Raw genomic sequence first — 19,796 nt, forward strand, 5'->3', positions numbered from 1 at the left:
ACTCCCATGCCGACTTCGCGCCCCCGCCGCCCCCGCCCACCTGACATGCCGATCCCGCCCGGCGCACGAACGGTCTTCACCGACGGCGCCTGCTCCCGCAACCCCGGCCCCGGCGGCTGGGCCTGGGCTGTGTCCACCACCGACTACGCCTCCGGTCACGAGGCCACCTCGACCAACCAACGCATGGAGATCCGCGCCGCCCTGGAAGCCGTCCGAGCGAACGAGGGCCCACTCCTGATCGTCTCGGACTCGACATACGTGGTGAACTGCTTCCGCGACAGCTGGCACACCGGCTGGCTCGAACGAGGCTGGCTCACCTCAGCCAAAAAACCGGTCGCCAACCGAGATCTCTGGGAACCCCTGGTCGCGCTGGTCACCACCCGAGGCAACATCGCCTTCCAATGGGTCAAAGGCCACTCCGGCCACGAAATGAACGACTTCGTAGACAGCCTGGCCGTCGCGGCTTGCTTTCCGCAGGAGTGACCGTGACCCGACACAGTGAGTCCAGCCGGTCGGTGCACGGGACAGACTCAGCCAGCCGGTTCGTCTGAACGCTCGTCGCAGACGCGGGCTCCCTCATCGATCCACCAAGCTGCGGTGCCGGCCAGCACGGGGTCCTCGGCGTCTCGCCATTGGTGCAGGACGGGGCTGGCGGACATCCCGGCGGCGTACAGGACCCGGCGCAGTTCGGTGGGATTGAAGACCAGGGCGTTTTGCAGGTCGGTGGGGTCTGGAGCTTGTCCTGCCTGGGCCAGAAGTAGCAAGTGGGCAAGGAGCGGGACCACCGGTTGATGGCCACTCGCTCGCGCCGGGGGCGCACAGCCGCTGTTCATGCCGACCAGACGCTTCCAGGCGCGTTCACGTAGTGCCGCTTCCGCCGTACGGGCTGCGGTGTCCGCAAGGGATGCCGCCACCTGCTCCGCGTACGGCGCGCTGGTGAGGAGAATTCCGCTGGTGACAGCCGTGGTCTCCGCCGATCCGAACAGGGCGTCGAACATCAAGCGGGCCAGCAGATCCTCGTCCGGCAGACCGAAGTTTGCGGAGAGTGCCTGGGCATGCGCCTGACACCTGGACCAGTGGGTGTTCACGCGCGTCTCGCTCAGATGCGGCAGCTCAGTCGGGGGAGCGGGAGGTCTGCCCAGGTACCGCCTCAACCCGTCTGCATGCTGCCGGGGAATCAAGTGGAACAGGTGGCAGAGAAGGCTCCACGGCTCGCCCGCTGCCGCGTTGTAGGCCCCGACGAACGGTTCGCTGAGTCCGAACCACAGGTCGGCATCGAAGTCCCGCAGACTGGCCATGTTCTCGATCGCGATGACTCCCGCATGGACGACGTTGGCACGGTGGTCGCTCAGTTGCGCCACGGCCCAGTCCCATCCCTGGGGATCGACCTTCTCCGACACCGCGCTCGCCAGGTCGGCGATGGCCTGGACATGGGGATGCTCGAACGCGCGCCTGGCCACTTCGATGACAACGTTCCCCTGAGGACCGCATCGGATCCGGGACAAAGCTTCGTAGCGCAAGGGATACCCCGTGCCCACGCTTCGTCCGAGCTCACTCGCCAGTCGCTGCGTCTGCCGGAGGAGTTCACGGGTGGGAACGGGAACCTCCTCAACGAGGTGGGCCCACTGCCACCAATCGCTGCCGCTGAGCGGTTCGGAGTCGAGCGCGTCCAGGACAGCAACTCGTCCTGCGATGCTGCGCGGGCCTGGCACAGGGGCGAGATCAGGCGGGCTGGAGGCGAACGTGCGATACAGGATGTCCACGGGCGCCACCAGAGTCCCGGCCGGTAGTTCCAGGGCCAGTTCGTACCAACTGGTGACCCGGGCCGAGCGACGCCGGCCGTTCTCGACCTCGGCCAGGGACCTCGTGCTCGCAGTGACGCCGTGCCGGCGAAGGCGAGCGACCAACTGGGCACGGCTCAGCCTCGCGGCCGTCCGGTGCGCACGGAGCAACCAGGCCGCCCGCACCTGAGTGTCGACAGAACGTGCGTTGAGAGGAGTAGAGTCCCGAAGGACCGTTGGTTTACTTCCTGTTCGCCGAGGAATTGGTGAATTGTTTTTGGCCATCGGATGGCTCCTCGGGCGTCTTCAGGCGCAGCCGTCGTCAGAAGAACTGTCCTGGCAATGATCCCGCGGCCTCCGGACGCTTGCCACCGATGGCATGGCGTAGCACAGAAAAGGCATTCATGGGGCTGATGTGCGTGGAGGAACCCAGTCGGCGCACGAATGACGCATCGCCGAAACGCGGCACATCCTGGAATCCTTGACCTCAGCAGATGCTCCTCGTGGAGGTGTCTCATGCAGGATGTGAATTGGGTCGAGGTGATTGCGGGCTTCCTTTTGGGTCTGACCCCGCTCATCTGCCGCCAACTGTGGTTGCTCGTGAATTTCAAGCGTTTGCCCGGCCAACGGAAGTACTTGGGAACGTGGTACGCCTATCACCGCAGCACCACCGGATCCGGCAAGGTCCAGGCGCGCAAGCTGAAGGTGACCTACTCTTTTCTGCTCGGCCGGATGAATGTGAGGACGTTGAAAGTCCCCGGGAATGAGACGATGAGCCGCCTGCAGTTCTCGGGTCATATCTCCGCTCGGGAAGGCATGGTCCGCTATGTGACCTTGAAGGACCCGAACTCGCACGAGCGGCTGACCTGGTACTTGTTCGACCAGTTCCTGGATCCTCTGGATCACACCTTCGGGCTCTACCTCGCCCTCGACCTTCGCGGTCTCCCGGCGGCCGGCGCGATGATGATCAGCCGATCACCAGCAAGCCCTGAAGAGTACGAACGCCTGAGCCGGCACGTCGTCCGTATCGCGGCCATGCTGGACGGCTCGGATGACGGGGCCCTGCCGTCGAACGCCATGGTCTGATCGCCGGCGGCGGCTCTCGAGCTGGCAGGCGGCCCCAGCCACAGACTGCCAACTATCCTTTTGTTCTTTGTGTTTTTCTCTGTGTGCTTCTGTTCTTGTATCTTTGATGCTTTTGTTTTGTTCCCTTGGCTGTTCCTGCTCGTTGCAGGGTCCGCCTGTCGTTCCTGGGTGCCAGAGGCGGGATTTGAACCCGCACGCCCGAAGGCACCGGCACCTAAAGCCGGCGTGTCTGCCGTTCCACCACTCTGGCCGGGGTTGCTCCCCAGGAGGTCATCCTAGGGAGCAACCGGTGTCAGCGGTTCTGCAGGGCGTCGATGAAGACGTCCTGGAGGTCGGTGGGGTTGCGGGCCACGTAGCTCTGGCCGCCCGTGGCCTGAGCCAGGCGCTTGAGTTCGGTCTCGTCGGCGTCCGGGCCGATACCCAGGGCGATGATGCGGACCGGGCGAGCTGGGTCCTTGAGGCCTTCGAGGGTCTGCAGGGCCCGGTCGAGAGTCATGCTGCCCGGGTCGTCGTTCTTGCCGTCGGTGAAGAGCAGGACGGTGTTGACGGCGCCGGAGTTGTACTGGCTGCGGACCTCCCGCACGGCCGCGATCGCCGTGTCGTACAGGCCTGTTCCGCCGCCGACGCGGGCCGACTGGGCCTTCAGTTGGCCGAGCATCTGCTGCCGGTGGCCCTGGGTGAGCTTGCCGATCGGAACCAGCTTCTTGAAGTCCGCCGATTCGGGGCCGATCTTCGTCGAGAACACCCACAGTCCCAGTTCGGCCGAGTCGGGGAACAGCCCGAGGCCGTGGGCGGCGGCTTCGATGGTCAGCTGCATCCGGGTCTTGGCGCTGCCGGGGACCTTCTCGGCCATCGAGCCGGAGACGTCGATGACGGCCAGCGAGTGGGCCGACAGCGACAGCGTCGTCCAGCTCTGCAGGACCTTGCCGATGGCGGCGGCGGTCGGCTTGGTCAGCTGGGTGATGTCGCCGACGCCGCGGCCCTCGCCCAGCGGGCTCATCAGCGGGTCGCGGAAGCCGGCGTCGTCGCGGGACTGGCCGACCGCGTCGGACAGCATCTCCGCGGCCAGGGCCTGGCCGGCGTCGCTGATCGCCTGAGTGTTGTTCTTGGCGGTCACCACGACCGGGTAGTCCAGTAGCAGCGTCCCGGTCCGCGGCACGATTGCCTTCAGCGGAGCGGTCGGGTGCTCGTCCTGGTACTTGACGAACGCCTGCTCAGACATCGGTACGACGACCGGGCTGTTGTCCGCCGACGCCTTGCTCAGCGGGCCGCTCACCTCGGTGTACTGCTTGGCCATCGAGCCGAGCCGCTGCGCGAGCGGGACCAGCACCTTGGCGACCTGGCTGTTCGAGGCCGAGGTCTTGGCCCGCTCGGACTGGATCGCGAGCAGCGCGAGCGCGCCGGACGACGACTTCAGCGGGTCGAGCAGGGCCGGCTGGGTGTCGGCGAAGGTTCCGAGCCACGACGAGGTGTTCGCGAAGTTCTCGGTCCGGCCGACCAGGACCAGCGGGGAGCTGGCCAGCGACGGGACCGCGACGGTGGGGATGGACTCGCCGTCGTCGGCGCGGCTCACCCACAGCGAGGAGTCCGGCACCCACAGGTCGGGCCGGCTGTCGCTGCCGGTGGACAGTTCCTGGGCGACCGACGCGGACTGCGCGGCGGTGACGGTGAACTGCAGACAGGGGCTGCCGTCCTCACCACCCTTGGCCATCAACGCCTTGGTCGCCTGGTCCAGCTGAGGCTGGAACTCCGGCGTGGTGCTGAGCTTGACCTGAGTCGGCTCGTCACACTTGCTGCTCAGCAAACCGTCGGCGCTGGACTCGGATCCGAAGGAGCGGACCACGAACACGGCACCCAGCGAGAGCACCAAGAGACCGACAGCGGTCAGGTACACCGGTCGTCGGTTGCTGTTACTTCGCGTCACCGCAGAGGAATGTTTTCCCATCGCGGCAGGTCCCTCCCTCCCAGAGGCAGACTGCGCGCGAAGATTACCCGGTTTGCACTGGTCAGGGCCAAGGTCGCCGGGCACCGTGACCGCACCGGAACCAGGCCGTCATGGAACGCGGGACGCCCCGGCAGTACGGCTACTCCCGCGTCAGGCCTGAAAACTCACAGTGCGTAGCGACGGGATCGCGATCAGCTTCAACGGCGATGTGATCCAGATCACACGAATGATTTGCTCAAACGACCGTTCCACGGACCGGCGCCATGAAATCTTCGAAGGTTTTCCTTCGCCGAGCCGGTCGCGCGATCTCAGAGACCGAGATCGCGGCGCAGCTTGGCGACGTGCCCGGTGGCCTTCACGTTGTACTGCGCGACCGCGATCTTGCCCTCGCCGTCGATCACGAAGGTCGAGCGGATCACCCCGGTCACCTTCTTGCCGTACATCGTCTTCTCCCCGAACGCCCCGTACGCCGTCAGCACTTCCTTGTCCGGGTCGCTGAGCAGCGGGAACGTCACGCCGTCGCGGTCCCGGAACTTCTGCAGCTTGGCCGGCTTGTCCGGCGAGACCCCGAGCACCGTGTACCCGGCGGCGGCCAGCGAGTCGAGCGAGTCACGGAAGTCGCAGGCCTGCTTGGTGCACCCCGGGGTCATCGCTGCCGGGTAGAAGTACACGATCACGTTCTTGCCGCGCAGGTCGCGCAGCGACACCTCGTTGCCGTCGGCGTCGGGCAGGGTGAACTCCGGTGCGGCGTCGCCGACCGAGAGGCGCTCGGACATGACTGTGTCCTTCCCACAACGCTGACCAACAGGTGCCCGGACGGGCGCGGCCGAGCCTGACCGGGTGATTGTCCGACATTCTGCCGTACGACGTCCGCCGGGTCGCAAGGGGCTCCTGTGACCGGTGTGACGCGGCGAGGGGACTTGCGCGCCGTGCCGGGCAGGAGTGGAGTGGTCGCATGCGGGCGATGACGGTGATTCCGGGCAAGGCTGACTCTGCGTCCGTCGGGGAGGTCGCCGAGCCGCCCGAGACCGACGGCACGATGCTGGTCGAGGGGGTGCTGGCCGGAATCTGCGGCACCGACCTCGAACTCGTCTCCGGGGAGTTCGGCGGGGACGGCGCCAATCGGCTGGTGCTCGGCCACGAGTCGCTCGGCCAGGTCCTGGACGCACCGCCCGGCTCCGGCTTCTCCAACGGCGACCTGGTCGCCGGCATCGTCCGGCGGCCCGACCCGGAGCCCTGTCCGGCGTGTGCGCGAGGTGAGTGGGACTTCTGCCGCAACGGCCGCTACACCGAGCGTGGCATCAAAGGCCACGACGGGTACGGCGCAGAGCGCTGGCGGGTCGACCCCTACTTCGCCGTACGGGTGCCTGCCGAGCTGGGCCGCCTCGGCGTACTGATCGAGCCCGCCAGCATCCTCACCAAGGCGTGGGAGCAGGTGGACCGGATCGGTGGACGCTCCTGGTACGAGCCGAAGCAGGTGCTCGTCACCGGCGCTGGACCGATCGGCCTGCTCGCCGCACTGATCGCAGCACAGCGCGGGTACGCCGTACACGTGCTGGACCGCTCGGACCAGGGCCCCAAGCCGCAGCTGGTCCGGGACCTCGGCGGCAGCTTCCTCACGAACCTCGAAGACCTGCAGGTCCAGCCGGACGTCGTGATCGAGGCCACCGGCGCCGGTCCGGTCGTGGTGGAGTCCGCCAAGCTGCTCGCGCCCGCCGGTGTGATGTGCCTGACCGGCATCGCGCCCGGTCCGTCGAGCATCGACGTCCAGATGGACGCCCTGGTGCGGCAGCTGGTCGTGCGCAACGCCGCTCTGGTCGGCTCGGTCAACGCGGCCAAGCGGCACTACGCGGACGCCGTCGACGTACTGCTCGCCGCCGACCGTGACTGGCTGGACCGGCTGATCACCCGGACCGTTCCGCTGTCGGACTGGCCGAGCGCGCTGACCAAGGAGCCCGACGACATCAAGGTGGTCGTCGACTTGCGAGCGTGACCTGCGAGGATGGAAGCAGTTGCCGGCCAGTAACCCAGACCGAGGAGGACAGGTGTCGGACACGCGAGCTCGCAGTCCCGAGCAGATCGAGGCGGACATCGCCGCCACCCGTGCGCGACTGGCCTCGACCGTGGACGAGCTGGTCGACCGCGCGCACCCGAAGAACGTCGCCAAGCGGCAGGTCGAGCAGGCGAAGGCGCAGGTCTTCGACGAGCGCGGCGAGCTGCGCACCCAGAAGCTGGTCGCGGTCGGCGCGGCCGTTGTCGGCGTGGTCGGCGTCCTGGTGATGATCCGCAAGCTGGTGGGTCGCCGGTGACCCCTCGCAAGCGGCTCTCCGACGACAAGCTGCCGATCCGGATGCTGCACGACCGGGTGCTGGTCGCGCTGGAGGCGGAGGGCGAGCGCAAGTCGTCGGCCGGCATCCTGATCCCGGCGACCGCCCAGATGGGCCGCCGGCTGGCCTGGGCCAAGGTGGTCGCGATCGGCGCCAACGTGCGCACGGTCGAGGTCGGCGACCGGGTCCTGTTCGACCCCGAGGACCGGGCCGAGGTCGAGGTCCGCGGCGACGACTACGTTCTGCTGCGCGAGCGCGACCTGCACGCGGTCGCCGCCAACCGCCTCGAGGACGGCCAGACCGGCCTCTACCTCTAGCAGCCCGTACGACGACCGCGGCCGCCGCGGCAGCATCCCAGCTGCCGCGGCGGCCGCGTCACGTCGTACTGGTCGAGTGGCTCAGAAGCTGTTCGGCCCGAACCGGAAGATCGCGACCAGCGCCGACAGCACCAGCACCACCGTGTTGATCGCGAGCGGCTGGTACTCCTTGCGCCGGACGTGGGTGATGATCGCGCCGATCATGATCACCGCCAGGCCGGTCGCGGCCAGCGGGACCAGCACGGGCGCGATGTCGAGCAGCGCCGGCAGGATCAGGCCGATCGCGCCCAGCACCTCGGCGGCGCCGATCAGCTTGAGCGTGCCGGCCGAGAAGTCGTCGGTCCACTTCATCGCCGGGTTCTCGGCCAGCTTGGCCTTGGACTGCAGCAGTTTGTTCGCACCGGCGGCCAGGAAGAACGCGGCCAGGACGCCCGCGACGATCCACAGAAAGACGTTCATGGTCTACTTTCAGTAGTTTAGTTGATGCTTCAACTCAAGGTAGCCGGATTGAGTTGAAGCGTCAACCAAGCCGGTAGACTGGGGTGATGGCAGACGACGTCCGGTGGCTGGATTCCGACGAACTGCAGGGGTGGATCGCGCTGGCCGGTCTGCTGTTCAAGCTGCCCGGGGCGCTCGACTTCCAGTTGCAGCGCGATTCCGGCCTGAATCACTTCGAGTACACCGTGCTCGCCGCGCTCTCGGAGTCGCCGGACCGGTCGCGACGGATGAGTGACCTGGCCGGCGAGGCGAACGGATCGCTCTCGCGGTTGTCGCACGTGGTGAAGCGGCTCGAGCGGCGCGGATTCGTGCGGCGGCGGCCGTTCGAGGAGGACGGCCGGATCACGGTCGCCACGCTCACCGACGAGGGTTACGCCTATCTGGTCGAGGCCGCGCCGGGTCATGTCGAGGCTGTTCGGCGGTACGTGATCGACGCGCTCACGCCGGAGCAGCTCGGCCAGCTCAAGGCGATCAGCGACCAGATCCTGGCGAAGGTCGACGCGGACCGGTCCTGCTGAGCTCTTGGCAAGAACCGCACGGTCGTGCTCTTATGTGACCGTGGGCAAAGGTGAGCAGACCAAGGCGGCGGTGCTCGATGTCGCCGCGGCCGAGGTCAGCGTGATCGGGCTGGGCGGGCTCAGCATCGGCCTGCTCGCCGAGCGGACGAGCCTGTCGAAGAGCGGCCTGTTCTCCCACTTCAAGTCCAAGGAACAGCTCCAGCTCGACGTGATCGACCGGACCGCGGAGCTGTTCGCCGAGCGGGTCGTCCGGCCCGCCCTGAAGGCTCCGCGGGGCGAGGCGCGGCTGCGGGAGTTCTTCGACCGCAAGCTGCGCTGGGGCAACGGCGACCTCGCGCTGCCCGGCGGCTGCTTCTTCTACAGCGTGTCGGCCGAGCTCGACGACGCGCCGCCCGGCCCGGTCCGCGATCGCTTCCTGCAGGCCTATCGCGACTATCTCGACGCGATCGCGACCGTGTTCCGGACCGGCATCACCGAAGGCCAGTTCCGTCCGGACGCCGATCCGGAGCAGTACGCCTTCGACATCCAGGGCGTGCTGATGGCCTTCCATCACGCCAGCCGGCTGCTCGGCGACGACCGGGCCGAGGCCCGGGCCCGGGCGGCCTTCGAAGCGCTGCTGGACGCGGCGCGGATCTGATGCACACCACCTGAGGGGGGAACGGCGATGTCGTCGGCCAAAAAAAGCACGATCGTTCGGTTCTATGCGGTGACCTTCCCGTTGCTGGAGCGGTTCGCGCCACCGCTCGGCGCGAAACTGCTGGACCAGGTGTGGTTCCGGCTGCCACCGGTGCCGGCGCAGGTCCGGCGCCCGCGGATCGCCCTGCCGGACGCCACGCCGTTCGAGGTGCCGTTCGAGCGGGGAGCGATCCGGGGCCAGGTGTACGGCGGCGCCGGGCCGCTGGTCTATCTCGTGCACGGCTGGGGTGGTTGGGGACTGCAGCTCGCGGCCTTCGTCCCGCCGCTGGTCGAGGCAGGCTTCCGCGTCGTCGCGTACGACGCGCCGAGCCACGGAGAGTCTGAGCCCGGCCGGGAGGGCAAGGGCCGGAGCACGCTGCTCGAGATCGGGGACGCGTTCCAGGCGGTGGTCGCGGACCGCGGACCGGCGTACGGGGTGGTTGCGCACTCGCTGGGGGCGGCGGCGATCTCGCACGCCCTGGCCCAGGGCGCCGAGCCGGGGCGCGCGGTGTTCGTCTCGGCGGCGACGGACTTCGCGGAGACACTCGACGCGTTCCAGGCGGGCTTCGGGTTCGGGGCGCGGGTGCGGGCCGGCTTCCTGCGGCGGTTCGCGCGCAGGTTCGGGCCGATGGAGAGCTTCGAGGGCGTGACGGTGGTGTCCGCGCTGGCGGAGCGGCGTGAACTGCCGCCGTTGCTGGCGATCCACGACCGCGACGACCGCGAGACGGCGGCGGACGGGAGCCTGCGGCTGGCGAAGGTCTGGCCGGGCGCGACCGTCGAGCTGACCGAGGGACTCGGGCACCGGCGCATCCTGCGCGATCCCGCGGTCATCGCGATGGCCTGCGAATTCCTCGGCAAACCGCAGACCGCGCCCGAGTAAATGTCGCCGAGGCGGCGACAAACGCCCCCGAATCAGAGGACGATACGAGAAGTGGGCGCCTGCTGAGTCATTTGAGGTTCAGCACATTCGGGGTGGAGGGGCCGATGAACGCCACGTCGTTGTTGTTCTCTGTGGGGCTGGCGGTGATCGCGGCCGTGATTCCGCTGGTCTCAGGGCGGGCCCGGGCGGTCTGGCGTGCGATCTTCCGGGATCCGAGTGAGCGGACGCTGTTGTTCGACCAGGGCGACAGCACCGGCGAGCTGCGAATCAAAGGCAACACCGTTCAGGTCCGGTTCGACGGCGAAGTGCTCGAACTGGAGAATGCCAGTCCGGCCCAGATCGACGAGCTCGTACGGACCTTCATCGAGCGGTCCGCCGCCGGCCCGAGCCGCGACAACGCAGGCGGTACGTCGGAGCGGCAGGCCGACGATGACTGAGCCTCACATTGGCGCCGACAAGCCACCGCTGATGAACGTCACCCATGCGACGACTCTGACCCCAGCGTTCAAACTGGTCTTTCTGGCCGTTTTCGGACTCACCGTGGCGGCGTTGGTCCTCAACGTCGTCCTGGTGATCTCGATCGACCAGCCGAACGATCAGGCGAAGAGCCTGATCGAAACCTGCTCGACCATCGTGAAGGCCGGCTTCGGAGCCATCGTCGGCCTGATCGGCGGTAAGTCGGTTTGAGGAGGGAGGTTGTCGGGCTGCGCACGGCGGGCACACGGCGGACTGTCCGCCGATCGGGCGGCCGGGGGAGGCGGGGATTCGGTGCGAGAGACAATGCCTGAGTGACCGATCTCTTCTCCAGCTCCACCTCCAGCCGGCTGCCGGACTTCCCGTGGGACAAGCTCGCCCCGTTCAAGCAGAAGGCGGCCGACCATCCGGACGGCATCGTCGACCTGTCGATCGGTAGCCCGGTGGACCCGGTCCCGGACCTGGTGAAGAAGGCGCTCGCGGACGCGGCCGACGCCCCGGCGTACCCGACGACGATCGGTACGTCGATCGCGCGGCAGGCGGCCGTCGACTGGCTGGAGCGTCGCCACGGCGTGACGGGCGTGGACCCGCAGGCCGGCGTGCTGCCGGTGATCGGCACCAAGGAGCTGATCATGCTGCTGCCGACGCTGCTCGGCGTCGGCGCCGGCGACACCGTGCTGATCCCGGACCTCGCGTACCCGACGTACGAGGCAGGTGCGGCGCTGGTTCGGGCCGAGAGCGTGCCGGTCGCCGACGTCACCCAGTACGACGGCCCGGCGCGCGTGGCCTACCTGAACTCGCCGCGCAACCCGTCCGGTCAGATCACCTCCGCCGAGGAGCTCCGGGCCGCGGTGGAGTGGGCCCGGGCCAACGGTGTGCTGCTGGTGAACGACGAGTGCTACATCGAGTTCGGCTGGGACGAGCAGCCGGTGTCGGTGCTGCACCCGGATGTCTGCGGCGGCTCGTTCGACAACCTGCTGGCGGTGCATTCGCTCTCGAAGCGGTCGAACCTGGCCGGCTACCGCGCCGGTTTCGTGGCCGGTGACGAGCGGGTGGTGAACGAACTGCTGGCGGTCCGCAAGCACGCCGGGCTGATGGTGCCGTCGCCGATCCAGGCCGCGATGGCGGCCGCGTTCGACGACGACCAGCACGTCGAGGAGCAGCGGGCGCGCTACATCCGGCGGCGCTCGGTGCTGCGCGAGGCGCTGACCGGTGCGGGCTGGGAGATCACGCTGTCGCAGGGCGGGCTCTACCTGTGGGCCGAGCACCCGTCGTACGACGCGTACGGTTCGGTGGCTGCGCTGTCCGAGCTCGGCATCCTGGTGGCGCCCGGCGCCTTCTACGGGACGGCCGGCGAGCGGAACATCCGGGTCGCGCTGACCGGGACCGACGAGCGGATCGACGCCGCGGTGAAAAGACTTCAGGACTGGACCGAACCTCTTGCGGGTTCGTAACGTCCTTCCTGGTGAGGGGTGGCGGGACCGAAGTGGTCCCGCCCATTGGGGAGGACCGCCATGGCTCGGAGAGCTCTGCCCACTGCGGCAGTAGTAGCTCTGCTCGCAGTAGCACTACCGATCACCGCGCAAGCCGACGTCACGCCCGGCGTGCCGACCGGTACGCCGGTGTCGACGCCGGTCACACCACCGGCCGAAACACCTCCCAGTACGCCGATCGAACCGCCGACCAGTACGCCGGCCGAACCGCCGACCAGTACGCCGGCCGAACCGCCGACCACGCCACCCACCACGACGGTGACGCCACCACCGACGACGCCTTCGCAGCCGCCGTCGGTGACCGCCGAGGCGCTGGCCATCTCGCTGGATCAGCCGGCCACCAGCTGGGAAGACCGGCCGCTGACGTTCACCGGCAAGCTGAACAACGGCGCCGTCGGCTGGTACCTCTCGCTGTGGCAGGCGTTGCCCAGCGGCTGGACCCTGCGCGGTGCGACCAAGTCCACCACCGGCGGCGCGTACAAGATCACCTACACCCCGACCGGCCCGATCCGCACCACCTTCCGGGTCGTCGTCGGCCCGAAGTTCTACGGCACCCCGGCGATGTCGCCGGCCCGGATCGGCACCGCGCAGGACCGCCGGATCGTGGTCACCAAGCCCGCCGCCTCGTACGTCGCGCTCACCGGCGTCGCCGTCACCGGGACGACGGTGCCCGCGCAGGCGGGGCTCGAGGTCGTGCTCCAGGACCTGCTCGGCAGCGGCGCCTGGCGCTGGCTGACCAGTGTCAAAACCGATGCCAAAGGCAACTTCCGTCTGCGTGTCCCGGACAATTTCCCGTCCAGCCGGTCGGTCCGGGTGGTCAGCCGCGGCGTGCCGACGACCGCCGTGGAGGTGTCCGGGACGGCGTACGTGGTGATCAAGGCCGGGCTCAACCCGAAGGTGTACGCGGTCGCCGCCAGCATGGTGCCGAAGACCTATCGGGCCGGCTGCCCGGTCGGGCCCTCGTCGCTGCGGCTGTTGACGATGAACCACTGGGGCTTCGACGGCCTGCTGCACAAGGGCGAGCTGATCGTGCGCGACGCCGCGGTGCAGAAGATGATCACGGTCTGGACGGCGAACCTCAACGCGAAGTTCCCGATCCGGCGGATGACCCGGGTCGACGTGTTCGGCGGCAGTGACATCCGTGCGATGGAGGCCGACAACACCTCGGTCTTCAACTGCCGGCAGGTCACCGGCGACCCGTACTCGCTGTCGCCGCACTCCTACGGCCACGCGATCGACATCAACACCGTCGAGAACCCGTACCTCGCGGCGAACGGCGTCTGGTACCCGAGCAACGGCCTGTCCTACCGCAACCGTTCCGTCGTCCGCCCGGGCATGCTGTTCGCCGGCAGCACGCTGACCAAGGCCCTCGAAGCCCAGGGCTACTTCTGGGGTGCACGCTGGTCCAAGCCCGACTACCAGCACTACCAGCCCAAGTGAACATCCGGTACGCCGTGGTCCCGGCGGCCCTCCTGGTCGCCGGGCTGGTCGCCTCGTGCACCTCCGACCCCCAGCCTCAGGCGGTGCCAACGACCCCGGAAGTGGCGATCCCCAGCACGGTCGGAGGCACGGTCCCCGTCCCCACCATCACGCCGAGCACGGCCAAGCCCACCGACGCGGCCAAGCCGCCGGTCCTGCCTGAGCAGGCGACCGCACCACCGCCCCCGGCCGCCGGTCCCGTCTCCAGCAAGAACCTGCCTCCGGCCGACAAGCTCGGCACCGGCTGGAAGACGTTCGTCGAGGAGGGCGGCGCCGAGGCGGGCTGGCTGGGCAACAAGACGTGGACCAGGCAGCGCAGTGCGCATCAGGCGGCGTACGAGGCGCTGCCGGTCGGCTGTGCGGGCCGCCTGCCGACCGGCTCGTTGCCCGTCCCGCTGCACGCACTGCAGGCGACGTACCGGACCGGTGCCGACCTGCCCGCCACCGCGCTCCTGCTCCGCTTCGTCAACGCGGCGCAGGCTCAGCAGTACTTCACCGGATACCAGGCCCGCATGGCCGCCTGCGGCGCGTCCGCTGACGCCCAGCTCGCCGTAGAGCCGCTGTGGTCGGAGCAGGACGCCGCGGCTCAACTACGCCGGTACGCCGGTGCCGAGGCCTACGCCGAGACGTCGGTCCGGCAGGGCGCGACCGTCGCACTGGTCGCCGCCCAGGACCCGAACGCCGGCGCCGAGTGGGCGCAGAAGGTGGTCCCCGAGCTCCGGACTGTGATCGATTCGGCATGAAAGATGTACTACCTTTCAGTTTTTGATCCGCCTAAACTCCCGGCATGGGTGACTTCGAGCGGTACGGGCGGCTGACCGCCGAGCTGGATCCGCCGTTCGCGGTGGTGGACCTGGCCGCCTTCCGCCGGAACGCGGACGACCTGGTCCGCCGCGCCGCGGGCGTGCCGATCCGGGTCGCGTCCAAGTCGGTGCGCAGTCGCGCGCTGATCGCCGAGGCGCTGCGGCGGCCGGGCTTCCACGGCGTGATGAGCTACGCGCTGCCCGAGGCGCTCTGGCTGGCGCGCAACGGAGTCGACGACATCCTGATGGGCTATCCGACCGTGCACCGCGCGGCGCTGCGGGAGTTGGCCGGCGACGCCGAGGCGGCCGCCCGGATCACGCTGATGGTCGACGACGTCGAGCACCTGGCCTACATCAGGCAGGTCACCGGCGGCGGCGAACGGCTCCGGGTCTGCCTGGACGTGGACGCCTCCCTGCGGATCTTCGGTCAGCATCTCGGCGTACGGCGGTCTCCGCTGCGAACGCCGGAGCAGGTGCTCGCGCTGGCCCGGCAGGTCGCGGCGGACGACGCGTTCGAGCTCGTCGGGGTGATGTTCTACGAGGCGCAGATCGCCGGGCTGCCGGACACGTCGCCCGCGGTTCGCTGGGTGAAGCGGCGGTCGGCGGCCGAGCTGTCCGACCGGCGCGGCGCGGTCGTCGACGCGGTCAAGCAGGTCGCGTCGCTCCAGCTCGTCAACAGCGGCGGCACCGGAAGCATCGAGATCAGCAGCGCGGATCCCTCGGTCACCGAGGTCACCGCCGGTTCCGGTCTTTACGGTCCGACACTGTTCGACAAGTACGACGTGTTCCAGCCGGAGCCCGCGGTCGCCTACGCGCTGGGCGTCGTCCGGCGGCCCACGCCGCGGATCGCGACGTTGTTCGGCGGCGGGTACGTCGCGTCCGGCCCGGCGAAGAAGTCCCGCCTGCCCGCGCCGGCGTGGCCGATCGGGCTGCGCCTGCTCGGCACCGAAGGCGCCGGCGAGGTCCAGACTCCGGTCGAAGGCGAGCACGCGCGCGGCCTGAAGATCGGCGACCGGGTGTGGATGCGCTACGCGAAGGCGGGCGAGATGCTGGAGCGGTTCGACCGGCTGTACGCGATCGACGGCAACGAGCTGACCGAGCTGGTCAGCTACCGCGGCGAAGGGAAGAACTTCGGATGAGCTGGACGGTCTGATGAGCACCTGGCGGAACTGGGCGGGCACGGAGTCGGCGACCGGCGTACAGGTGCTGCGGCCGGCCTCGACCGACGAGGTCGCGGCGGCGGTCAAGGCCGCGGCCGAGCAGGGCAAGAAGCTCAAGGCGGTCGGCTCCGGCCACTCCTTCACCGGCTGCTCGGTCCCGGAGCAAGTGATGGTCCGGCTCGACGGGCTGTCCGCGATCCAGGCCGCCGACCGGACGTCGGGCCGGGTCACGGTCGGCGCCGGCACCGGTCTGGCCAAGCTGAACGCCGGGCTGGCGTCGTTCGACCTCGCGATGGCCAACCTCGGCGACATCGACAAGCAGACGATCTCCGGCGCGATCTCCACCGGCACCCACGGGACCGGCGCGAAGCTCGGCGGACTGGCCACCCAGGTGGTCGGCCTCGAGCTGGTGACCGCCGACGGCTCGGTGCTGCAGTGTTCCGCGGACGAGAACCCGGATGTGTTCGCGGCCGCGCGGGTCTCCGTCGGCGCGCTCGGCGTGATCACCTCGCTGACCCTGCAGTGCGTGCCGGCGTTCCTGCTCCGCGCGCAGGAGATGCCGCTGCCGCTCGGCGAGGTGCTGGCCGGGTTCGATGAGCTTGCCGATGGCAACGACCACTTCGAGTTCTACTGGTTCCCGCACACCGACGTCGCGCTGACCAAGCGCAACAACCGGGTCGCGGCCGGCGTCGGCCCTTCGCCGGTCGGCCGGGTCCGCGGCTGGGTGGACGACGAACTGCTGTCCAACAAGGTTTTCGAGCTGACCAACAGGCTCGCGGTCCGCAGGCCGGCGCTGGTACCGCGGATCAACCGGATCGCGACCCGGGCGCTGTCGGCGCGCGAGTACGTCGACGCGTCGTACAAGGTGTTCTGCTCGGAGCGCAACGTGGTGTTCCGCGAGTCCGAGTACGCCGTACCGCGGGAGCACCTGGTTGAGGTGCTCGGGCAGTTGCGGGCCTGGATCGACCGGTCGGGGGAGCGGTTCCCGTTCCCGATCGAGGTGCGGGTCGCGGCGGCCGACGACATCTGGCTGTCCACCGCGCAGGGGCGGGCGACGGCGTACCTCGCGATCCACCAGTACCACCGGCTCGACCACGGGCGGTACTTCACGGCCTTCGAGCAGATCGTCGCGGCGTACGGCGGCCGGCCGCACTGGGGCAAGCTGCACACGCTCGACGCGACCCGGCTCGCGGAGCTCTATCCGCACTTCGGCGACTTCCTCGCGGTGCGCGACCGGCTGGACCCGGGACGGGCATTCGCAAACCCCTACACGCGACAGGTCTTCGGAGACTAGCCTGCGGGCATGACTGCACTGGAACCCGTGGCCGAGGACTGGCAGAAGGCGCTCGCCGTGGTGGCGCACCCCGACGACCTGGAGTTCGGGACGGCGGCGGCGATCGCGCGCTGGACCGCGCAGGGCAAGGAGATCGTGTACGTCCTGCTCACCTCCGGCGAGGCGGGCATCGACGGGATCGCGCCGGCCGAGTGTGGTCCGCTGCGCGAGGCCGAGCAGATCGAGTCGGCGCGCATCGTCGGCGTCAGCGCGGTCGAGTTCCTCGGGCAACCCGACGGGACGATCGAGTACGGCGTCGCGCTGCGCCGGCTGATCGCCGAGACGGTCCGCCGGCACCAGCCGGAGATCGTCATCACGAACAACTTCCGCGAGACGTGGGACGGCGACGTCCTGCTCAACCAGCAGGACCACATGGCGACCGGACGGGCCACGCTGGACGCCGTACGGGATGCCGCGAACCGGTGGATCTTCCCCGAGGTCGGCGAGCGGTGGGCCGGCGTCCGGCAGGTGTGGGCGGCCGGGTCGCCGCTGAGCAAGCACGGGGTGGACACCACCGAGACATTCGAGATCGGCGTCGACTCGCTGCGCGCGCACAAGGCGTACATCGACGGGCTGAACTGGCCGCACTTCGACCCGGCGGAGTTCCTCGAAGGCGTGTCGCGGGCCGCGGGCACCCGGCTGGGTACGCCGTTCGCGACAGCCTTTGAGGTGTTCACGCCGTAGGGTGTGGCGGCCAGTTTCCGCCTGCTGCGCGGGACTGGCCTAGCCGACGTGCTGGTTCAGAGGGCCCGAGTCGTCGGCGGGTCAGCTCGGACTGGGCTGGGCGAACCGCAGGACGTTGCCGTACGGGTCGATGACCTCCAGCGTCGGTCCGCCGGGCGCGTCGACGTCGACGCCCGGTCGCAGTGGCGCGTTCGGCCGGGCGTGCAACTGCTGGTGCAACTGGTTGACGTCGGCAACGGGAATCCACACCACACCGTGCGGGCTTCCGTCGCCGTGGTGCTCAGACAGGTGCAGCTTGGCCGCTGACCACGACACCTGGACGTACTTCGGCAGCCCCGGCTCGAACTGGTGCTCCCAGTCCAGGCGGAAGCCCAGATAGTCGACGTAGAAGGGCAGCGCGACGTCCACGGACATCACGCGCAGAACAGGCACCGCGGGGCCGGCCTCCGACGGATGTCCGGCGGCCGCCAGGATGTTCCAGTCCTTGGCGCCCTGCTGGTGCGCGACGAGCTCCAGCGCGAGGCTGTGCGAGATGTCGACCCCGGCCGCGGCCAGGTCTCCGCGCAGCTTCCGCGCCAGCTTCTTGGCGTGCTCAACACTGTCGACAGCCATACTCGGCCTTCCACACGGCCCAACCAGTCCGGTGCTCGCATTGACGGATTTCAGACCGCGTCAGAAACCGAGACGGCAGCTCTCCCGACAGTGCGCTTCACCAAACCCCGAAGGGCGCGAGCGGCAGGCGGCACCAAGCCACTCACAAAGTAGCACCGCCGTGCCGCCGGCGTCAGCCGTGTGGACAAGTAGTCCTCGGTCAGCTGCGCGGAAGGCCGTGGCTCAGCTGTGTGGAAGCTCCTTGCTCGCGCGAAGGTGCGGCGGGGACGGCTGTGGCGTACGCGGCTCGCGGTCACCAGACGGATCGCCCGGGCGCTGCGTCCACGAACGGACGAGGGCGCGGCCGTGCTTGGTCAGTCTGACGAGGTCGAGCTGCTGGACCTGGGTCGCGGGGATGCCGAGCTGCGCGAGCGTACGCTGCGCCGTCGCCGCGGCCTGGTCGTGCTTGCGCGGGCTGGACTTGTGCCGCAGTACGACGGCCACCTGCCCGTCGGGCAGATCCTCCACCCGGGCAAAGCGCATCGCCTTGTCGAGCTTCGGGGAGTCGAGGGCCAGGTCAAGGTAGGCGGACGTGGTCAGGCGCCGGTCGAGCCGGGTGCGGGCGATCACTTCGTACTGGGCCATGCCTTGATCATGCGTCGCCCGACCGCCGTTTTCCAGGAAACGTTGCCCGACCTGCCACACTCGTTCTCCGGGGGCTGCGCACGCAGGAGACGCAAGACCATGTCGGACCCCGACGCCGCACCGCACTCGTAGCCCTCACCCTCCTAGCGCCAATCGGCATGCCGAGCCCGGTGTCGTTCGCGCCGCCCTCTCCCGCTGTTGGGCAGGGCTCAGTCGGGCGCAGTCGCAGGATTCGCGAGTAGACGCTGTAGCGATTCGGGAACCGTCATGGCGGGGACTTCCGACTGCTTGTCCGAAAGCGCGCGGTGCAGGAGCGGCAGGTTGAGTCGAGTCGTGTCGACGGCGGCGATGGTCGCGTCGATGCGGGAGTCCTGCTGCCTGGCGACCATGGTGGCGAGTTGCACTTCGATCGGGACGGTGGGGACGGGTTGCCCGTGGTACTCGAGAATCTCCGCTTCCTGCCACACCAGCGGCGAGCGGGCCTCGAGCATCAAGGCGGCGACGGCGGGCGCGTCGATGTGGGCCAGTTCGACCTTGACGCCGCCGATCATCCACAGGCCGAACGTCCACCGCTCGCCGGGCCGGTCGAATCGCAGCACCGGCTCGGCCGTGGTGCTGAACCAGTCCGGTCCTTGGCCTGACACATCTGGCCCTGACTCATCAGCACCTCGCGCATCCGGCGTCGGCAGGACCGCCGCCGCACGGGTGACGTCCTCGGCCGTGCGGATCGCGATGTCGATGTCGCCGGGAACGATCGCCGCGCCGCGGAGTGCTGTCGCCGCGCTGCCGAGAAGCATCCACTCGATGCGATGGCCGTTCAGCTGCTCGGCGACGGTGGCCAACGTCGTGGTCCAGGGAGCGCTCATCCGCTGAAGCTAGCCGCCGCCACCGACATCGCGTGAGCCCGCAAGCAGACGAGACCGCTGAGCCCGGCCACGGACGCCGTACGGCCGAAGCGCGGGGATGCGACGGCATTTCGACGCGGATCGCGGGCGTCTGACAATCGGCTACGAACCACCGAGCCCGCGGCGAACCACCGAACCCGCGGCAACCACCAAGCCCGCCGCGGCATCGTCACGCCGCCCGAGCGATCGCACCGAAGCCAAC

At 69.1% G+C, this 19,796-nt stretch carries 23 protein-coding genes and 1 tRNA gene; 16 read left to right on the forward strand and 8 right to left on the reverse strand.

Annotated elements, in window-relative coordinates:
• Positions 1-6 precede the first annotated feature (6 nt).
• Positions 7-483, forward strand: coding sequence for a ribonuclease H family protein (locus BWI15_RS07845; RefSeq protein ID WP_168197274.1), 477 nt, complete (start codon positions 7-9; stop codon positions 481-483).
• Between the two features lie 47 nt (positions 484-530).
• Here BWI15_RS07845 and BWI15_RS07850 read toward each other — a convergent pair whose 3' ends face one another.
• Positions 531-1,763 (reverse strand): hypothetical protein, encoded by a 1,233-nt coding sequence (locus BWI15_RS07850; protein ID WP_143465441.1) that lies wholly within the window; start codon positions 1,761-1,763, stop codon positions 531-533.
• Positions 1,764-2,297: 534 nt separating this feature from the next.
• Between BWI15_RS07850 and BWI15_RS07855 the strand changes: the two genes are divergently transcribed.
• Positions 2,298-2,867: a hypothetical protein gene (locus tag BWI15_RS07855; protein WP_077013630.1), complete on the forward strand. Its 570-nt coding sequence runs from the start codon at positions 2,298-2,300 to the stop codon at positions 2,865-2,867.
• Positions 2,868-3,036: 169 nt separating this feature from the next.
• Here BWI15_RS07855 and BWI15_RS07860 read toward each other — a convergent pair.
• The 3 genes from BWI15_RS07860 to bcp form a co-directional block, all read right to left on the reverse strand.
• Positions 3,037-3,117, reverse strand: a tRNA-Leu gene (locus tag BWI15_RS07860).
• 42 nt (positions 3,118-3,159) lie between these two features.
• Positions 3,160-4,761, reverse strand: coding sequence for a VWA domain-containing protein (locus BWI15_RS07865; protein ID WP_237771188.1), 1,602 nt, complete (start codon positions 4,759-4,761; stop codon positions 3,160-3,162).
• Between the two features lie 359 nt (positions 4,762-5,120).
• Positions 5,121-5,588: a thioredoxin-dependent thiol peroxidase gene (gene bcp / locus BWI15_RS07870; protein WP_077013632.1), complete on the reverse strand. Its 468-nt coding sequence runs from the start codon at positions 5,586-5,588 to the stop codon at positions 5,121-5,123.
• A 179-nt stretch (positions 5,589-5,767) separates the two neighbouring features.
• Here bcp and BWI15_RS07875 point away from each other — a divergent pair, with 179 nt between their 5' ends.
• From BWI15_RS07875 to BWI15_RS07885, 3 genes are read left to right on the forward strand one after another with little or no spacing between them, the layout of a single operon-like run.
• Positions 5,768-6,805 (forward strand): glucose 1-dehydrogenase, encoded by a 1,038-nt coding sequence (locus tag BWI15_RS07875; RefSeq protein WP_077013633.1) that lies wholly within the window; start codon positions 5,768-5,770, stop codon positions 6,803-6,805.
• Positions 6,806-6,857: 52 nt separating this feature from the next.
• On the forward strand, positions 6,858-7,121 hold the full coding sequence (locus BWI15_RS07880; RefSeq protein ID WP_077013634.1) for a DUF3618 domain-containing protein: 264 nt from the start codon (positions 6,858-6,860) through the stop codon (positions 7,119-7,121).
• Positions 7,118-7,456, forward strand: coding sequence for a GroES family chaperonin (locus tag BWI15_RS07885; protein ID WP_077013635.1), 339 nt, complete (start codon positions 7,118-7,120; stop codon positions 7,454-7,456). The genes BWI15_RS07880 and BWI15_RS07885 overlap by 4 nt, the downstream gene beginning before the upstream one ends.
• A gap of 81 nt (positions 7,457-7,537) precedes the next feature.
• Here BWI15_RS07885 and BWI15_RS07890 read toward each other — a convergent pair whose 3' ends face one another.
• Positions 7,538-7,915, reverse strand: coding sequence for a DoxX family protein (locus tag BWI15_RS07890; protein ID WP_077013636.1), 378 nt, complete (start codon positions 7,913-7,915; stop codon positions 7,538-7,540).
• Between the two features lie 86 nt (positions 7,916-8,001).
• Between BWI15_RS07890 and BWI15_RS07895 the strand changes: the two genes are divergently transcribed.
• From BWI15_RS07895 to BWI15_RS07945, 11 genes are all read left to right on the forward strand, one after another.
• Entirely contained in the window at positions 8,002-8,472 is a 471-nt protein-coding gene (locus tag BWI15_RS07895; protein ID WP_077013637.1) for a MarR family winged helix-turn-helix transcriptional regulator, read from the forward strand.
• A 40-nt stretch (positions 8,473-8,512) separates the two neighbouring features.
• Positions 8,513-9,109, forward strand: a complete 597-nt coding sequence (locus BWI15_RS07900; RefSeq protein WP_077013857.1) for a TetR/AcrR family transcriptional regulator — start codon at positions 8,513-8,515, stop codon at positions 9,107-9,109.
• A gap of 27 nt (positions 9,110-9,136) precedes the next feature.
• Positions 9,137-10,027 carry an alpha/beta fold hydrolase gene (locus tag BWI15_RS07905; RefSeq protein WP_077013638.1) on the forward strand — a complete coding sequence of 297 codons (891 nt, stop codon included), beginning with the start codon at positions 9,137-9,139 and terminating at the stop codon, positions 10,025-10,027.
• Positions 10,028-10,131: 104 nt separating this feature from the next.
• A complete protein-coding gene (locus tag BWI15_RS07910) occupies positions 10,132-10,464 on the forward strand; it encodes a hypothetical protein (RefSeq protein ID WP_077013639.1) in 333 nt (110 codons plus the stop codon).
• A complete protein-coding gene (locus BWI15_RS07915) occupies positions 10,457-10,714 on the forward strand; it encodes a hypothetical protein (RefSeq protein WP_143465442.1) in 258 nt (85 codons plus the stop codon). Before BWI15_RS07910 ends, BWI15_RS07915 begins: the two co-directional genes overlap by 8 nt.
• A 101-nt stretch (positions 10,715-10,815) precedes the next feature.
• Positions 10,816-11,955: a succinyldiaminopimelate transaminase gene (dapC, locus tag BWI15_RS07920; RefSeq protein WP_077013641.1), complete on the forward strand. Its 1,140-nt coding sequence runs from the start codon at positions 10,816-10,818 to the stop codon at positions 11,953-11,955.
• Positions 11,956-12,015: 60 nt separating this feature from the next.
• Positions 12,016-13,434 (forward strand): M15 family metallopeptidase, encoded by a 1,419-nt coding sequence (locus BWI15_RS07925; protein ID WP_237771189.1) that lies wholly within the window; start codon positions 12,016-12,018, stop codon positions 13,432-13,434.
• 83 nt (positions 13,435-13,517) lie between these two features.
• Positions 13,518-14,216, forward strand: a complete 699-nt coding sequence (locus BWI15_RS07930) for a hypothetical protein (RefSeq protein WP_143465443.1) — start codon at positions 13,518-13,520, stop codon at positions 14,214-14,216.
• A 44-nt stretch (positions 14,217-14,260) separates the two neighbouring features.
• Positions 14,261-15,415: an amino acid deaminase/aldolase gene (locus tag BWI15_RS07935; protein ID WP_077013643.1), complete on the forward strand. Its 1,155-nt coding sequence runs from the start codon at positions 14,261-14,263 to the stop codon at positions 15,413-15,415.
• Between the two features lie 13 nt (positions 15,416-15,428).
• Positions 15,429-16,730, forward strand: coding sequence for a D-arabinono-1,4-lactone oxidase (locus BWI15_RS07940; RefSeq protein WP_077013644.1), 1,302 nt, complete (start codon positions 15,429-15,431; stop codon positions 16,728-16,730).
• A 9-nt stretch (positions 16,731-16,739) separates the two neighbouring features.
• The gene (locus BWI15_RS07945) at positions 16,740-17,453 is read left to right on the forward strand and encodes a PIG-L deacetylase family protein (protein ID WP_077013645.1); all 714 of its coding nucleotides are present in this window, start codon (positions 16,740-16,742) and stop codon (positions 17,451-17,453) included.
• 81 nt (positions 17,454-17,534) lie between these two features.
• On the opposite strand, the gene BWI15_RS07950 is transcribed toward BWI15_RS07945, so the two are convergent.
• From BWI15_RS07950 to BWI15_RS07960, 3 genes are all read right to left on the reverse strand, one after another.
• Complete coding sequence (locus tag BWI15_RS07950) at positions 17,535-18,065, reverse strand: glyoxalase superfamily protein (protein WP_077013646.1); 531 nt, start codon at positions 18,063-18,065, stop codon at positions 17,535-17,537.
• 222 nt (positions 18,066-18,287) lie between these two features.
• The gene (locus BWI15_RS07955; protein WP_077013647.1) at positions 18,288-18,689 is read right to left on the reverse strand and encodes a hypothetical protein; all 402 of its coding nucleotides are present in this window, start codon (positions 18,687-18,689) and stop codon (positions 18,288-18,290) included.
• 209 nt (positions 18,690-18,898) lie between these two features.
• Complete coding sequence (locus BWI15_RS07960) at positions 18,899-19,555, reverse strand: hypothetical protein (RefSeq protein ID WP_077013648.1); 657 nt, start codon at positions 19,553-19,555, stop codon at positions 18,899-18,901.
• Positions 19,556-19,796: the final 241 nt, after the last annotated feature.

This window comes from Kribbella sp. ALI-6-A (assembly GCF_001984195.1).
GTDB lineage: Bacteria > Actinomycetota > Actinomycetes > Propionibacteriales > Kribbellaceae > Kribbella.

What these genes read in the sequence shown, in the direction of transcription:
- BWI15_RS07845 (WP_168197274.1), top strand. Translation starts at nt 7, where the DNA reads ATGCCGACTTCGCGCCCCCGCCGCCCCCGCCCACCTGACATGCCGATC.
- BWI15_RS07855 (WP_077013630.1), top strand. Translation starts at nt 2,298, where the DNA reads ATGCAGGATGTGAATTGGGTCGAGGTGATTGCGGGCTTCCTTTTGGGT.
- bcp (WP_077013632.1), bottom strand. Translation starts at nt 5,588, where the DNA reads ATGTCCGAGCGCCTCTCGGTCGGCGACGCCGCACCGGAGTTCACCCTG.
- BWI15_RS07875 (WP_077013633.1), top strand. Translation starts at nt 5,768, where the DNA reads ATGCGGGCGATGACGGTGATTCCGGGCAAGGCTGACTCTGCGTCCGTC.
- BWI15_RS07890 (WP_077013636.1), bottom strand. Translation starts at nt 7,915, where the DNA reads ATGAACGTCTTTCTGTGGATCGTCGCGGGCGTCCTGGCCGCGTTCTTC.
- BWI15_RS07895 (WP_077013637.1), top strand. Translation starts at nt 8,002, where the DNA reads ATGGCAGACGACGTCCGGTGGCTGGATTCCGACGAACTGCAGGGGTGG.
- BWI15_RS07905 (WP_077013638.1), top strand. Translation starts at nt 9,137, where the DNA reads ATGTCGTCGGCCAAAAAAAGCACGATCGTTCGGTTCTATGCGGTGACC.
- BWI15_RS07910 (WP_077013639.1), top strand. Translation starts at nt 10,132, where the DNA reads ATGAACGCCACGTCGTTGTTGTTCTCTGTGGGGCTGGCGGTGATCGCG.
- BWI15_RS07915 (WP_143465442.1), top strand. Translation starts at nt 10,457, where the DNA reads ATGACTGAGCCTCACATTGGCGCCGACAAGCCACCGCTGATGAACGTC.
- BWI15_RS07925 (WP_237771189.1), top strand. Translation starts at nt 12,016, where the DNA reads ATGGCTCGGAGAGCTCTGCCCACTGCGGCAGTAGTAGCTCTGCTCGCA.
- BWI15_RS07935 (WP_077013643.1), top strand. Translation starts at nt 14,261, where the DNA reads ATGGGTGACTTCGAGCGGTACGGGCGGCTGACCGCCGAGCTGGATCCG.
- BWI15_RS07940 (WP_077013644.1), top strand. Translation starts at nt 15,429, where the DNA reads ATGAGCACCTGGCGGAACTGGGCGGGCACGGAGTCGGCGACCGGCGTA.
- BWI15_RS07945 (WP_077013645.1), top strand. Translation starts at nt 16,740, where the DNA reads ATGACTGCACTGGAACCCGTGGCCGAGGACTGGCAGAAGGCGCTCGCC.
- BWI15_RS07950 (WP_077013646.1), bottom strand. Translation starts at nt 18,065, where the DNA reads ATGGCTGTCGACAGTGTTGAGCACGCCAAGAAGCTGGCGCGGAAGCTG.
- BWI15_RS07955 (WP_077013647.1), bottom strand. Translation starts at nt 18,689, where the DNA reads ATGGCCCAGTACGAAGTGATCGCCCGCACCCGGCTCGACCGGCGCCTG.
- BWI15_RS07960 (WP_077013648.1), bottom strand. Translation starts at nt 19,555, where the DNA reads ATGAGCGCTCCCTGGACCACGACGTTGGCCACCGTCGCCGAGCAGCTG.